The following is a 14030-nucleotide window of genomic DNA, read 5'->3' on the forward strand; positions in this document are numbered from 1 at the left end:
CAATCTGCGGGTGACCTTGACGCCCGCAGACGCAGACAAGATCCTCGCCGACAACTTCGCCCCCTGGGTGCTCGCCCTCGGGCTGACCGTCCAGGAGACGGGCGAGCGGCACGCCGTACTGCGGCTGCCCTGGTCCGATGCGCTGGCGCGGGACGGCGGCGGCCTGTCCGGGCAGGCCCTGATGGCGGCCGCCGACACCGCCACCGTCATCGCGATCTCCGCGGCGCGCGGGGCGTACGGGCCGATGACCACGGTCCAGCAGTCGACCAGCTTCCAGCGGCCGGTGATCGGCGCGGACGTGCTGATCGGGGTCCGGGTGACCAAGCTCGGCAAGCGGATGGCCTTCGCCGACATCACGATGACCCCCGAGGGCGCCGAGGAGCCGTCCGCGACGGCGTCGACGGTCTACGCCCTGCTGGGCTGAGCCGAGGTGCCCGCCCCGGTCCACCACCCCTCGCTCTGGCGCAACCGCGACTTCAACGTCTTCTGGCTCGGCCAGGCGCTGTCCGTCCTCGGCGGGTCGATCTCGCTGCTCGCGCTGCCCCTGCTGGTCTACGACGCCACCGGGTCCTTGGTCCAGATGGGCCTGATCACGGTCATCTCGGGGGTCGGCGCCATCACGACCGGTCTGTTCGCCGGGTACGTGGTGGACCGGACGGACCGGCGCCGCCTGATGATCACCTGCGATCTCGTACGGGCGCTGCTGCTGGGCGCGGTCCCGTTCATCTGGCTGGCCGGGCCGCGGATCTGGGTGCTGTACGTACTGACGGCGCTGGTCACCGCCTTGAAGACACTGTTCGACGTGGCGTACGTGACGGCGGTGCCGAACCTGGTCCGCGCCGAGGACCTGATCACCGCCAACGGGCGGCTGACGGCGGCCTTCGCCTTCGGGACCCTGTGCGGACCGGCCGCGGCCGGGTTCATCGCCGCCGGGGTCGGCCCGGACTGGGCCCTGGGGGTGGACGGGGCGACCTTCCTGGTCTCGGCCGTGAGCCTGCGGTGGGTGACCTTCGGGCGGCAGGGGGCCGTCGAGTCGCCTACCGCGGAGCCGGGCCCCTCCGGGGCCGGGAGGCTGCGCGAGATGTTCGCCGAGGGATTCCGCTTCCTGTGGGCCCATTCCCTGCTGCGGCCGCTGACCGTGCTGCTCACGCTGCTGACCTTCGTCACCATGGGCGCCACCGACCTGCTGGTCTTCCGGATCCAGAACGATCTGGGGCTGGGCGCGGCCACCGTCGGCTACGTCATCGCCGTGAGCGGGCTGGGTGTCGTCGGCGCGGCCTTCGCAGCCGCGCCGCTGCGCCGGACCTTCGGGTTCGGCGCCTGCTGGCTGGGCTCGACCGCTCTGATCGGCGTGTCGGTGGCGGGGACCGGTGTCAGCCGCAGCCTGCCGGTGATCGCCGTACTGGCCGTCGTGTTCATGTTCGGGCTGACCCTCGGCGCGGTCTGCTCCCTGACCCTGCGCCAGGAGGTGACCCCGGATCCGCTGCTCGGGCGGGTCACCTCCGCCTTCTGGACCGTGCACAACGCCTCGGGTCCGGTGGGCGCGGCCGCCCTGACCGTGCTGGCCGCCCGGCACGGGGTCCCGGTGGTCAGCGTGGCCGCCGGGGTGTTCTGCCTGGCCATCGTCGGGGCGGGGCTGCTGACGCCGCTGCGGGGGAGCCGGGTCGGCGGCGCCCCGGCGCGGGACGCGGCGCGCGGTGCGCTCAGCGGGCCGCGGCGCTCGTCACGCCGGTGAGGCGCTCCGCCTCGGACCAGAGTCGGGCGTTCGCCGTACGGTCCAGGGCGCGGCGGGTGATGCGGGCCTGCGCCGTCGGGCCGACCAGCCCGAACCGGCCGCCCGGGCCGTAGTAGCCGCCCGCGGCCGCGTCCGGGCTGGTCGCGGCGTACAGCAGCGGTTCGGCGCCCTGGCCGACCTCCTGCTTGGGGAGGAGGTCGAGCTTGCTCATCGCACCGCGCAGCCGGGAGGGCTTGTTGCCGCCGAGGCCGGCCCCGGCCGTCTGGAGGTTGGTCTTGGTGTATCCGGGGTGCGCGGCGGTGCTGCGCAGCGGCCAGTCGCGCTCGGCCGCGAGATCGGCCAGGTGCCCGGCCATCATCAGGTCGGCCAGCTTGGACTGTGCGTACGAGAGCATCGGGCTGTAGCGCCGCCGTTCCCACTGGAGGTCGGCGAAGTCGATCCGGGCGAAGTTGGCGGCGGCGCTGCTCATGGTCGCCACGCGCGGCGCGGGCGCGGCGAGCAGCGCCGGGAGCAGCCGTACGGTCAGGGCCAGCGGGCCGAGGAAGTTGCTGCCCAGCTGGAGTTCGAACCCGTCGGCGGTGGTCATCCGGGTCGGCGGGGCCATCACCCCGGCGTTGTTGACCAGCAGGTCGAGCGGGACGCCGTCGGTGAGCAGCCCGTCCGCGAAGGCGGCGACCGAGGCGAGGTCGGCCAGGTCGATCCGGCGTACCTCCAGCTGGGCGTGCGGGTGGCGGGCCAGGATCTCGGCGCGGGCCTGCTCGCCCTTGGCGGGCGTACGGACGGCCAGTACGACCCGGGCACCCGCCTCGGCGAGCCGGCGCGCGGCTTCCTTGCCGGTGCCGCTGTTGGCGCCGGTGACGACGGCGAGCTTTCCGGACTGGTCGGGGACGGCGTACATGGGGTGCTCCTCGAAGGGAAGGCGATCGCCAACAGACCGGCGGTCTGTTGTTGCCCTCGAAAGTAGCAAACCGCCGGTCTGATAACAACAGACCGCAGGTCTGTAAGCTGGCCGGGTGACTCTGCCCAAGAACTTCCAACGAGCCCGCAGTGAGGAGCAGCGCGCCGCGCGCCGCCAGGCGATCCTCGACACGGCCGCTTCGATGCTCACGGAGATGCCCGTGGCGCAGGTGAGCCTGAACGAGCTCGCCCGCCGGGTGGGACTGGCCAAGTCCAATGTGCTGCGCTATTTCGAGTCCCGCGAGGACGTCCTGCTGGAACTCCTCGACGTCCGCTCCCGCGAGCTCGTCGCGCACCTCGACGGCGCCCTCGCCGAGGCCGTCGACGGAGCCCCGCCGGCCGAGCGGGCGGACCGGCTCGCGGGCTGTGTCGCCCGGGCCCTGGCCGAGCGCCCCGTCCTGTGCGATCTGATCAGCGCCCAGGCCGCCGTCCTGGAACGGAACGTCTCGCCGCAGGTCGCCACACAGTACAAGCGGGCCACCATCGCCAATGTGCAGGCGCTGGCCGGCCGTATCGCCGCGCACCTGCCGGAACTGCCGGCGGAAGATGCCTTCCGCTTCACCGCAAGCACGATCATGTTCACCGGCGCCGTATGGCCGCATGCCCACCCGTCCGCCGCCATGCTCGCCGCGTACGAGGCGGACCCGGCGCTGGCCGCGGTGCGGATGGATTTCGGCGCCACGCTGCGCGAGACGCTGGAAGTCCTGCTGTCCGGGCTGCTGGCGCGCGCGTCGGGCGCGGCGCGCGCATAGGGTGCGGGTCTGGGATCGTGGACCGCGGGGAAGCGTACGGAGGAGCAGTCATGTCCGGACAGTTCGAGTCGACCGTCGAGATCGACCGGCCCGTCGGGGAGGTCTTCGCCTATCTCGCCGACGGCCGCAACGACCCGCAATTCAGCCCGAGGGTCCAGGAGATCAGCAGGACCCCCGACGGTCCGCCCGGTGTGGGCACGGTCTTCCGCAGCACGGTGAAGGACGCCGGGATGAAGACCGGCCGCGAATTCCGCATCACCGGGTTCGAGCCGCAGCGGATGATCCGCTGGACGGAGCAGAGCAAGAACCTGGTCACGGCCGAGGGCGGGTACGACTTCGAAGCCCTCCCGGGCGACCGCACCCGGGTCCGCATCTTCAACACCCTCGAAGGGCACGGACTCGGCAAGCTGCTGGTGGGCTTCGCACTGGGCGCGGCCCGCAAGGACGCGCCCGACTTCGGCCGCCGGATCAAGGCCGCCGTGGAGGCGTCCTGATCGGCGGCCGAAGCCTACGGGGTCAGAACCTCCGGTCGGTGAGGACCGGGAAGCGCTGAGGCGACTGCGGGGCGATCTCGGAGCGGCGCTCCTGCGCGGCCGGGGTCGCCCGGCAGGTCACGTCCTGGGCGGGCAGCTTGCCCGTCGCCAGGTAGGAGTTGACCGTGGCGTTGGCGCAGGAGTTCGGGTCGGCGAGGTACACGCCGTGGCCCTCACCACCCATCGCGAGCACCATCCGCGAGCCCTTCAGCGCCTTGTGCAGGCCCTGGCCGCTGACCAGCGGGGTCTGGGAGTCCCACTCGTTCTGCACGGTCAGCACGTTGGTCTTCGTCTTCATCGCCGTCGCCGGCTCGATCGGCCGCTGCCAGTACGCGCACGGCTTGATGTTGGAGGCGTAGTCCCCGTAGAGCGGGTACTCGGCCTTGTCCTTCACGGCCTCCCGCTCGTACTGCTCCGGGTAGCGGGGCCATTCCGTGTCACCGCACACCACGGACCAGAAGACGGCCGTGCCGTTGTCCGACGCCGGCTCGGCGGTCGGCTTCAGCAGCTTCCGCTGGGACTCGGTCAGCCGGACGGGCTTGCCGTCGGCCGCGTCCTTCAGCGCCTTGACCAGGGGGGCCGCCTGTGAGGGGTAGAAGAAGAGGGCCCGCGCGGCGCGGATGTCATCGCCCGTGAGCTTCGTGCCCTCGAACTCGATCGGCTCCTGGTTCGCCCGGGCCACGAGGTCCCAGAAGGTCTTCGAGACCGCGTCCGGGGTGTCGCCGAGCCCGTAGTCGGCCGAGCGCTCGGCCGTCCACTGCGTCCACCGCTTGAAGGCGGGCTCCGCCTCCGTCGCCCACACCTGGATCATGCCCCGCCAGATGCGCTGCGGGTCCACGCCGCTGTCCAGCACGAAGCGGTCGCTGCGGTCGGGGAACATCTGCGTGTACACCGCGCCCAGGTACGTCCCGTACGAGTAGCCGACGTACGAGATCTTCTTCTCGCCCAGCGCGGCGCGGATCGCGTCCATGTCGCGCGCGGTGTTGCGGGTGGTGACGAACGGCAGGATCGAGCCCGACTTCTCGCGGCACTTCTCAGCGACCGTACGCGCCCAGGCAACGTCCGCCGGGTACGTCTCCTCCTTGTACGGCCGGTCGAAATTCTGCTCGGCGTCGGTCAGCCCGCAGGTGATGGGCGTGGAAGCGCCGACTCCGCGCGGGTCGAAGCCGATCAGGTCGTACTGGTCGCGTACGTCCTTCGGCATCAACTCGTTCATCATCAGCGGCAGATCGAGTCCCCCGCCGCCCGGGCCGCCCGGGTTGAGCAGCATGGCACCGTGCCGCTTGGCCGGGTTCTCGCTCTTGATCCGCGATATCGCGAGGTCGATCGTGCGGCCCTGCGGGCGCCGGTAGTCGAGCGGGACCTTGATCGTCGCGCACTCGTACGACGCGGGCTGGTCGGTGCTGCAGCGCTGCCACGCCGGCTTCTGCGGGGTGTACTCCGCGGCCGGGGCGGCGGAGGCCTGCGTCGCGGAGAGCAGCGGGACGGTGGTCGCGATGAGACCGGCGGCGGCGAGCATGGGTGCGAGGCGTTTCATGTTCACGAAGAGCCGTTTCCTTCCGTGAATGCTATGGCCTCACCACCCTGTTGTACGAAGGCCCCCGGGCGAATCATCCCGAAGGGCCGGTCCGTATGAGTCTCACGAACGAGCTCAAATCCGGACAACTGGCCGACACGCCAAAGGAACTGATGTCACGACCGGGACGCGACGGGAGGGGTCAGGCGCCGCCGTTGACGCGCTCGATGGCCACCATCGCCGCGTCGTCGTCCAGGCTGCCGCCCGGGGAGTGCGCCAGCAGGTCCGTGCAGAGGTGCCGCAGGAGCGCGTCCGGGCCGTCCCCCGGCCAGTCGGCGGCGCGCTCCGGCAGCGGGTAGAAGGCGCCCTCGGCGTCGCGGGCCTCGATGACGCCGTCCGTGTAGAGCAGGATCACGTCGCCCGGCTCGAAGGAGAAGGACTGCGGGGCGAAGCCGCTGTCCACGTACTGCGTCAGGCCCAGCGGCGGCGCCGGATGGTCCACCTCGAGGGGGACGACCCGTCCTCCTCGCAGCAGCAGCGGCGGCGGGTGCCCGCAGCTGATGAGCCGTACGGTCATCTCCCGATCGGGGATGTCCAGTACCGCCGCCGTGGTGAACGCCTCGCCGGGTTCGCCGGCCGGCTCGCCCGTATCGTCCGGGTCCGCAGCGACGGCGGCCTCCAGGTGGGCGACCAGCGTCGGCAGGTCCACCTCCTGGTGGGCGGCGGCCCGGAAGGCGCCGAGCACCAGGGCGGCGTCCCCGACCGCCTCCAGGCCCTTGCCGCGGACGTCGCCGATGATCAGCCGGGTGCCGTTCGGGGTGCGGGTGGCGGCGTACAGGTCCCCGCCGATCTGGGCCTCGGCCTCCGCGGCCAGGTAGACGGAGGCCAGGCGCAGCGGGCCCATCCGGTCGCGCAGCGGCCGCAGGACCACCTCCTGGGCGGCCTCGGCGACCGAGCGCAGCTGCGTCAGCTGCTTCTCGCGGACCTCGCGCAGGTGTGCGAATACGGTGACGAAGATCGAGATCAGGACCAGCGCAATGATCTGGAAGGTGTGGTTCAGGTCGGTGGCGGTGGTCCGCAACACGGCGACCGTCACCTGGGCCGCGACGGCCACCGCGCCGACGAACCCCGTCATCCACGGACCGGCGAAGGAGGCGGTGACGGCCGGGGCCGCGACCAGGAACGGCCCCAGGTGGACATCGGGCGGCGCCAGGACGTCGACCACCGTGACGACCGCGATCAGCGCGAAGGGAACCGCCAGCAGGGGCAGGCGCGGTTCGCCGACGTGGCGAAGGCTCGGATGCGGCGGCCGGTGGTCCATGACTCCTGAATACACCGCGCGTATTGTTCCCGCGCACCGGCCGCGCACCGGCCGCGCACCGGCCGCGCACCGGCCGCGCACCGGCCGCGCACCGGCCGCGCACCGCCCGCGCTCCGTCGTACGGCCGTATCGGGAGGCGGCTGCGCTGCCGGTCCGGGGGAGTGGAGAGAGGATGGGAGCACCCCGGGCGCCGATCCGGGCGCGCAGACCGAGCAGGCTGAAGCACCGCCCTGCGGCAGTGGACGGGAAGGAGCGGCCGGCATGAGTACGGCGGACGCCTTCCCGGCCGACCAGGAACCGGCGAGCCCGGGGCCCCCGGCCGCGCCGGCCGCCCCGGAACCCTCCGTCGACCCCGCCACCGGGCCCGGCCTCCTCGACGTGCTCGGCGTCGCGGCGGTGGTCCTCGACGCCGAGGGGCGGATCGCGCTGTGGAGCCCGCAGGCCGAGGAGCTGTTCGGCTACACCACCGGCGAGGCGCTCGGCCGGCTCGCGGCCCAGCTGCTCGTCGACGACCAGAACCTGGCGATGGTCCTCTCCCTCTTCAAGGAGGTGATGGCCGGCCGGGGCGAGTGGGCCGGGGCGTTCCCCGTACGGCACAAGGACGGCAGCACCCGCATGGCGGAATTCCGCAACATGCGGCTGGAGGACGCCGACGGGCGGCTCTACGCCCTCGGCATCGCCTCCGACCAGGCCACCGTGCGGCGCGTGGAACGCGACCTGGCCCTGTCGATGCGGCTGGTCGCGCAGGCCCCGATCGGCCTGGCCGTCCTGGACACCGAGCTGCGCTACGTCCTGGTCAACCCGGCCCTGGAACGGATCAACGGGCTGCCCGCCGCCGGGCACCTGGGCCGCCACCTCCGCGAGGTCCTGCCGCACCTGGACGCAGAGTCCATCGAGTCGGCCATGCGCGAGGTCCTGTCCACCGGCCAGCCGCAGCTGAACCGGTTCACCACCGGCCGTACGCCCGCGGACCCCGACCAGGACCACGCCTGGTCGCTCTCCGTCTACCGGCTGGAGGACCCGGCCGGGCGGCCGCTCGGCGTCGCCGCCTCCGTCGTCGACGTCACCGAACAGCACAAGACCTCGATGGCCGTAGCCCTGGCCCGCCAGCGGCTCGCCCTGATCGCCGACGCCTCCGTACGCATCGGCACCACCCTCGACCTCTGGGTCACCGCGCGCGAGCTCGGCGACATCGCCGTGCCGCAGCTCGCCGACCTCGCCACGGTCGACGTCCTCGACGCCGTCCTGACGGGCGACCACCCGCCCGGGGCCCCGACGGACGAGACCGTCCAGTTCCGCGCCCTCGCCGTCAAGGCGGCCCGCCCGACCCCCGCCACCCTCGCGGCCGACCCGGTCGGCTCGATCGCCCGGTACGACACCACCCGGGTGGTCACCCAGTGCGTACGGGCCGCCCGCCCCGTGCTCGTGGCGGAGGTCACGGAGGCCGAACTGCCCAGCGTCGCCCGGGACGCCGACGCCGCCACCCTCCTCGCCGCGGCCGGGCTCCACTCGTACCTGGCCGTACCGCTGATCGCCCGCGGCGAGGTCATCGGCGCCCTCGGCCTCCAACGCACCGACAATCCGCTCCCGTTCGACCACGACGACGTCCTGCTCGCCAGCGAGCTCGCGGCGCGCGCCGCCGTCTGCATCGACAACGCCCGCTGGTACCAGAAGCAGCGCCGCGCCGCCCTCGCCCTCCAGCGCCACCTGCTGCCCCACCACCCCACCCCCACCCCGGGGCTGGAGATCGCCTACCGCTACCAGCCCGCCGAGGCGGCCGGCGAGGTCGGCGGGGACTGGTTCGACGTCATCCCGCTGCCCGACGACAAGACCGCCCTGGTGGTCGGCGACGTCATGGGCAGCGGGATCAACGCCGCCGCCACCATGGGCCAACTGCGCACCGCCGCCCGCACGCTGGCGGAGCTCGACCTCGACCCCGCCACCGTCCTGACCCGGCTCGACCACACCGCCACCGGACTCGGGCACACCATGGCCACCTGTGTGATCGCCGTGTACGACCCGCACCGCAACCGGTGCCGCATCGCGACCGCCGGCCACCTGCCGCCCGTACGGACGAGCCCCGGGCGGCCGCCCGAGCTCCTCGACCTGCCGACCGGCGCGCCCCTCGGGGTCGGCGGCGTGCCCTTCGAGGCCACCGCGCTGGACCTGGACGTCGGCGACCAGCTCGTCCTCTACACCGACGGGCTCGTCGAAACCCGCGACCAGGACATCGACATCCGTCTGCAGGCGCTCACGGCCCTGCTCGACGACCCCGCCCGTCCCCTTGAGGAGACCTGCGACCTGCTGCTGGCCGAACTGCGCCAGCCGGACGACCGCGACGACGTGGCCCTGCTCGTGGCCCGCACCCGACCCGTGCCCGAGGCGCCCAAGCGCTAGCGCTCGCGAACGGTACCAGCCTTTCAGGGAGTTGCCCGGATGTTTGTCCATTCGTGATGGTCCTTCCAAACAGGCACCACAACTGGCACTAGCGTCCCGAGGCACCCGGGGAGCGCGGGTGCATTGGACACGGGCAACTGTCGGAGCCCGAGCCGCCGCAGCCCCCTCCCGGTCCACGCAGCAAGGAGGCACAGTGCTGTCTTTCCGTCGGTCGGCCGTCGGCAGCATGTCGGTGGCATCGAGACACGTGATGGCAACCGGCGTCGTCATCGGCGCCCTCGCCTTCACCCTGATCGCGTTGCTGATCCCCGTGCAGAAGTTCGGCGGGGCGAACGCCGCGGCCGCCACCGCTCCGGCGGCCGACGACGACGGCGGCGGGATCCAGAGCACGGCCTTCGGGCCGCTCACCCCCCAAGACCGGGACTTCGTCCGCAAGGTGCGGCTCGCCGGTCTGTGGGAGCTGCCCGCAGGGCGGCAGGCCATGCAGCGCGGCACACGGCCCGCCATCCGCACCGCCGGGATGCATCTCGTCGAAGGCCACACCGAACTGGACCGCAGGGTCCTGGAGGTGGGGCAGGCCCTCGGCATGGAGCTCCCCAGCCAGCCCAGCGCGCAGCAGCAGGGCTGGCTCGACCAGCTGGACAAGGCCCAAGGCCCCCAGTACGAGCAGCTGTTCATCCAGCTGCTGCGCAGGGCGCACGGCAAGGTGTTCCAGCTGGTGGCACAAATCCGCGCGCAGACCCGCAACTCCATGGTCCGGGCCCTGGCCACGGACGCCAACACCACCGTCCTGGACCACATCACGGTCCTTGAGGCGAGCGGGCTCGTCGACTTCGACGGCCTCGCGGACGCCCCGCCGGGCACCCCCTCCGCAACCGCCCCCGCCTCCTCCCCCGTTTACCGACCGACGAAGTGAAGTGATCGCATGAGCCAAAAGGGCCACAAACGCCGGCTGCGGCCGAAGCACAAGATCCTCGCCGTGATGTCCGCCCTGGTCCTGGGCGGAGGCGGCGTCGTGATCGTCGAACAGGGCGCCTTCGCCGGGCAGGATGCCCGTTCGGCGCCCGTGACCGCCACCATCGACTGCCCGGACGTCGGCGACAAGCTGGAGAACGTACCCGACCAGGCCCGCGGCGAGGTGGACAAGAACCTCGCGCAGCTCGACACCCAGGTCGCCGACGCCTACCAGCAGCTCTCCTCCGGCCAGGCCAAGGGCAAGGCCCTGCTGGGCGGACTGAAGCAGCAGCGCGACAAGACCATCACCGACCTGTCCGACACGCTCGGGAAGGCGGGCCAGCAGCCCGCCGGACTGCAAGGGCTCGGCGCGTGCGTGATGAAGGAGGCGGCGGCCGCCGACCCGGCGGACGAGCCGGCCCTCGCGAACGGCGCCGAGGCCGCCGCGAAGCAGGGCGCACCCCAGCAGCAACAGCAACAGCAGCAACAGCAGCAACAACAGGCCAAGGGCGGCCCGGCGCGCAGCGACTTCGTCGCCATCGGCACGGTGAAGCCCAACGTGCGCAAGCCCGCGGCCCGCGGCGGCGCCTCCACCGGATCCTTCGCCGTGCAGTGCGGGACCAACAAGGAGAACCACTTCAATCCGGACAACGTCATCGTCGCCCCCGGTGTGAGCAACGGCGCCCACCACATGCACGACTACGTCGGCAACAAGACCACCGACGCCTTCTCCACCAACAACAGCCTCGCCCAGTCCGGAACCACCTGCACCAACGGCGACCAGTCGGCGTACTACTGGCCGGTGCTGCGGCTGCGCGACGGCAAGGCGGAGAACGACGCCAAGGCGCCCGGCGGCGGCCAGGACGCGAACATCGGCACGATCCTGAAGCCGAAGCAGGTGACCATCGACTTCAAGGGCAGCCCCGTGAGCAAGGTCGCGGCGATGCCCCGCTTCATGCGGATCATCACCGGCGACGCCAAGGCCCTCACCAACGGCAACGCCAACGCGAACGCGTCGTGGAGCTGCACCGGCTTCGAGAACCGCCAGCTGAAGGACAAGTATCCGGTGTGCCCCAAGGGCAGCGACGTCGTACGGACGTTCAACTTCCAGAGCTGCTGGGACGGCAAGAACATCGACAGCGCCAACCACCGCACCCACGTGGCCTTCGCCGACGCCAACGGCAACTGCAAGAAGGGCTTCAAGGCGATCCCGCAGCTGGTGCAGCGGATCGTCTACAGCGTGCCGCCCGGCTCCCGGTTCGCCGTGGACAGCTTCCCCGAGCAGCTCCACAAGCCGGTGACCGACCACGGAGACTTCATCAACGTCATGTCGAACGGCCTGATGGCCGGCGCGGTGCGCTGCATCAACGACGGGCGCGCCTGCCGCTGAGAACCTCGGGGCGACGCCGCCCTCCCACCTCCCCCGCGTCGCTCCGAGAGCGGTGCCGGTCCGAAGCCGACTTCGGGCCGGCACCGCGTACGCGTTTGTGCCACTGCCCGAAGGGGCCTGCGCAAGGGCCCTGAGAACACACACGAGGAGTGCCATGTCCGGCTCTCGTCACACCACCCCTCCCGAACCCGAACCTGAACCCGAACCCGAACCCGAATCCGGACCCGAATCCCGTCCCGAGCCCCCGGACGGGGCGCTCATACGGCGGCTCAGGGCGGCCTACGCCGCCGGCGACGGCGATCCGGTCGTCTGCGAGATCCTCTACCGGCGGCACAGTGCCGCCGCTTTCGCATGTGCGCGCCGCTGCTCCCGGTCCCCGCAGGATGCCGAGGACCTGGTCTCGGAGGCGTTCATCCGCACGCTCCAGGCGGTCCGCTCCGGAGCCGGGCCCCGGGACGAGTGGCGTCCGTACCTCCTGTCGGTGGTCCGCCGCACGGCCGTCGAGTGGCGGGTCTGCGCCGGCCGGACCGTCCTGACGGCCGACGTCGAGGCCTGGTGCCGGCCCGGTCCCGACGGGGACGATCCGCAGCGCCGGCTGCTGGACAGCGAGGACCGCCGGCTCGTCGCCCGCTCCTTCCAGGCCCTGCCCGAACGCTGGAAGGCCGTCCTCTGGCACACCCTCGTCGAGGACGACTGCCCGCACCCCGTCCCCCTGCTGCTCGGCATCACCCCGAGCGCGGTGACCTCGCTGGCCTTCCGGGCCCGCGAGGGGCTGCGCGAGGCGTACCTGCGGGCCCATCTGGACACGGCCGCCGACGACAGGTGCCGTCACTACGGCAGCTTGCTCGGGGCGGTGATCCGCCGCCGCGGGACCAGGCCCCGCGGCCGCGGTCTCGCCCGGCACCTGGCGGCCTGCCGGTCCTGCTCCCGTGCGTACGCCGAACTGCTGGACCTCAATGCCGCGCTGCGGGCCGGGGCGGCGTCCGCCGTACTCGCGAGCCTGTAGGCGGGTGGCACGCGGCGGCCCCGGTCCCTCTCCGCTCCGCGGGGGCGGGGGGAGGGGACCGGGGCCGAATCCGTATGTACGGGGGAGGTTGGGGGTTCGGGGGTTTCGAGGGCTAGGGGGCCGTGGGGCCGGGGGCCCGGGGGGTTACAGGCCGTTGACGCGGGCCATGCGCCCGACGCCCAGCGGCCGGAAGTCGGTGGTGGCGACGCGCACCTTGCGGCCGACCCGCGAGTTGGCGCGGCGTACCTGGGCCATCAAGCGGCGGCTGCGCAGGGCCATTTCGAGCTCGAACCGGGTCCGCGGATCGCGCAGGCCGGGGCCGAAGAGCTTCTCGAGCTGCCGCATGCGGTAGCGCACGGTCTGGGGGTGCACGCTCAGCGCCTTGGCGGCCTCGGGGGCACCGCCGCCCTCGAGCCAGGCCAGAAGGGTCACTTCGAGCCGTTCGCTCTGGCGCGGGGTCAGGTTCGACAGCGGCCGCAGCCAGCGTGCGGCCAGCGCGTGCGCCAGGGGCTCGTCCTGGAGCAGCAGAAGGGTGGAGAGGTGATCGTCGACGAAGAGGGCCCGCGCCTCCAGGCCGGGGCGGTTGGGGGTGAGGGAGAGCAGTCGCAGGGCCCACCGCAGGGAGGAAGCGGTGTCGCGGGGGGCGACGGGGTGGCCCACGGCGGCGAACCGGCCGCGCAGCAGGGCCTCCAGCGAGGCGCGGGTCTCCGGGTCCGGGCTCGGGACCAGCAGGCAGGGCTGGCCGCCGACCATGCCGGCGAGTCCGTCGTCCAGGACGGCCGCCAACTGCTGGGTCTCGCCCGGGGTGGCGAGGACGATGGCGCGTATCTCGGCCGGGAGCGGCCAGCCGGCCGCGGCGGCCAGTTCGGCGAGCGCGATTTCAGCCATGGGCATGTCACTAGTAAGGGCGGAAAACAGCTCACGCCGGGCCCGTTCGGAACGGGTACCGAGCCCCTCGCGGGGAACGACCGTCAGGGGGGCCAACTGCCTTCGCCGGCGCGGGTCCCGGAGCTCGGACGGCGGACCGTGGTGCTCTTCATCCTCTTCCTCCTCCTCTTCTTCCAGGCCTGGGTGGCCGTGCTCGGCCGCGTAGTCCTCCTCTTCTTCCTCATCCTCGTCGGGGCGGGCGTGCTCCGCGGTCTTGTCCCGCTGTTGCGGCGCGGGTTCGCGGTACCCGAGGGCGGTGAGCAGGGCCACTTCGAGCCGCTGTCTGACCACCTCCTCGTCGAGGTCGTCGACGAGGGCGGAGAACCCGGGGAGCTCCTCCCTCAGCTCCTCCACCATCCCAGCGGTCAGCGCGGGGAGTTCCCGTCGCAGGACCCGGGTCCATTCGCCTCGGGGACGAGCCCAGATGCGGTTCAGAAGTTCGCACATTGTTACCTCGTTCATGCCGGGGTACGGCCTGCCCCGTGGGAGGGTGACAAGCCTGTCGAGGCAGTCTCCGTCCCCCCTCTGCGCCAGTGCGGACG

At 72.3% G+C, this 14030-nt stretch carries 12 protein-coding genes; 8 read left to right on the forward strand and 4 right to left on the reverse strand.

Annotated features, from left to right (window positions below):
* The first annotated feature begins 10 nt into the window (after positions 1-10).
* On the forward strand, positions 11-424 hold the full coding sequence (locus tag ACIQU4_RS11370; RefSeq protein ID WP_403728288.1) for a PaaI family thioesterase: 414 nt from the start codon (positions 11-13) through the stop codon (positions 422-424).
* Between the two features lie 6 nt (positions 425-430).
* Complete coding sequence (locus tag ACIQU4_RS11375) at positions 431-1735, forward strand: MFS transporter (RefSeq protein ID WP_403728289.1); 1305 nt, start codon at positions 431-433, stop codon at positions 1733-1735.
* On the opposite strand, the gene ACIQU4_RS11380 is transcribed toward ACIQU4_RS11375, so the two are convergent.
* Positions 1704-2633, reverse strand: coding sequence for an SDR family oxidoreductase (locus ACIQU4_RS11380; RefSeq protein ID WP_403728291.1), 930 nt, complete (start codon positions 2631-2633; stop codon positions 1704-1706). The genes ACIQU4_RS11375 and ACIQU4_RS11380 overlap by 32 nt on opposite strands.
* A 121-nt stretch (positions 2634-2754) precedes the next feature.
* Here ACIQU4_RS11380 and ACIQU4_RS11385 point away from each other — a divergent pair, with 121 nt between their 5' ends.
* Together ACIQU4_RS11385 and ACIQU4_RS11390 are read left to right on the forward strand one after the other, a co-directional pair.
* Positions 2755-3444 carry a TetR family transcriptional regulator gene (locus ACIQU4_RS11385; protein ID WP_403728536.1) on the forward strand — a complete coding sequence of 230 codons (690 nt, stop codon included), beginning with the start codon at positions 2755-2757 and terminating at the stop codon, positions 3442-3444.
* Positions 3445-3494: 50 nt separating this feature from the next.
* Positions 3495-3938, forward strand: a complete 444-nt coding sequence (locus ACIQU4_RS11390) for an SRPBCC family protein (RefSeq protein ID WP_403728293.1) — start codon at positions 3495-3497, stop codon at positions 3936-3938.
* A 22-nt stretch (positions 3939-3960) separates the two neighbouring features.
* Here ACIQU4_RS11390 and ACIQU4_RS11395 read toward each other — a convergent pair whose 3' ends face one another.
* The gene (locus ACIQU4_RS11395) at positions 3961-5514 is read right to left on the reverse strand and encodes an alpha/beta hydrolase (RefSeq protein ID WP_403728538.1); all 1554 of its coding nucleotides are present in this window, start codon (positions 5512-5514) and stop codon (positions 3961-3963) included.
* A 181-nt stretch (positions 5515-5695) separates the two neighbouring features.
* Positions 5696-6814, reverse strand: coding sequence for a PP2C family protein-serine/threonine phosphatase (locus tag ACIQU4_RS11400; protein ID WP_403728295.1), 1119 nt, complete (start codon positions 6812-6814; stop codon positions 5696-5698).
* A 261-nt stretch (positions 6815-7075) separates the two neighbouring features.
* On the opposite strand from ACIQU4_RS11400, the gene ACIQU4_RS11405 reads away from it, so the two are divergent.
* From ACIQU4_RS11405 to ACIQU4_RS11420, 4 genes are all read left to right on the forward strand, one after another.
* Entirely contained in the window at positions 7076-9211 is a 2136-nt protein-coding gene (locus ACIQU4_RS11405; RefSeq protein WP_403728296.1) for a SpoIIE family protein phosphatase, read from the forward strand.
* A gap of 250 nt (positions 9212-9461) precedes the next feature.
* The gene (locus ACIQU4_RS11410; RefSeq protein ID WP_403728297.1) at positions 9462-10127 is read left to right on the forward strand and encodes a DUF4142 domain-containing protein; all 666 of its coding nucleotides are present in this window, start codon (positions 9462-9464) and stop codon (positions 10125-10127) included.
* A 9-nt stretch (positions 10128-10136) separates the two neighbouring features.
* Positions 10137-11555 carry a DUF1996 domain-containing protein gene (locus ACIQU4_RS11415; RefSeq protein ID WP_403728298.1) on the forward strand — a complete coding sequence of 473 codons (1419 nt, stop codon included), beginning with the start codon at positions 10137-10139 and terminating at the stop codon, positions 11553-11555.
* A 154-nt stretch (positions 11556-11709) separates the two neighbouring features.
* A complete protein-coding gene (locus ACIQU4_RS11420; protein WP_403728299.1) occupies positions 11710-12561 on the forward strand; it encodes an RNA polymerase sigma factor in 852 nt (283 codons plus the stop codon).
* 144 nt (positions 12562-12705) lie between these two features.
* Here the strand turns inward: ACIQU4_RS11420 and ACIQU4_RS11425 are convergent, their stop codons facing one another.
* Positions 12706-13935 carry a PucR family transcriptional regulator gene (locus ACIQU4_RS11425; RefSeq protein WP_403728300.1) on the reverse strand — a complete coding sequence of 410 codons (1230 nt, stop codon included), beginning with the start codon at positions 13933-13935 and terminating at the stop codon, positions 12706-12708.
* Between the last annotated feature and the right edge of the window lie 95 nt (positions 13936-14030).

The organism is Streptomyces sp. NPDC090741 (assembly GCF_044769045.1).
GTDB lineage: Bacteria > Actinomycetota > Actinomycetes > Streptomycetales > Streptomycetaceae > Streptomyces.

Bases quoted from the DNA above. Each gene is read 5' to 3' on its own strand.
- ACIQU4_RS11380 (WP_403728291.1), bottom strand. From the start codon at position 2,633: ATGTACGCCGTCCCCGACCAGTCCGGAAAGCTCGCCGTCGTCACCGGC.
- ACIQU4_RS11390 (WP_403728293.1), top strand. From the start codon at position 3,495: ATGTCCGGACAGTTCGAGTCGACCGTCGAGATCGACCGGCCCGTCGGG.
- ACIQU4_RS11395 (WP_403728538.1), bottom strand. From the start codon at position 5,514: ATGAAACGCCTCGCACCCATGCTCGCCGCCGCCGGTCTCATCGCGACC.
- ACIQU4_RS11400 (WP_403728295.1), bottom strand. From the start codon at position 6,814: ATGGACCACCGGCCGCCGCATCCGAGCCTTCGCCACGTCGGCGAACCG.
- ACIQU4_RS11405 (WP_403728296.1), top strand. From the start codon at position 7,076: ATGAGTACGGCGGACGCCTTCCCGGCCGACCAGGAACCGGCGAGCCCG.
- ACIQU4_RS11410 (WP_403728297.1), top strand. From the start codon at position 9,462: ATGGCAACCGGCGTCGTCATCGGCGCCCTCGCCTTCACCCTGATCGCG.
- ACIQU4_RS11415 (WP_403728298.1), top strand. From the start codon at position 10,137: ATGAGCCAAAAGGGCCACAAACGCCGGCTGCGGCCGAAGCACAAGATC.
- ACIQU4_RS11420 (WP_403728299.1), top strand. From the start codon at position 11,710: ATGTCCGGCTCTCGTCACACCACCCCTCCCGAACCCGAACCTGAACCC.
- ACIQU4_RS11425 (WP_403728300.1), bottom strand. From the start codon at position 13,935: ATGTGCGAACTTCTGAACCGCATCTGGGCTCGTCCCCGAGGCGAATGG.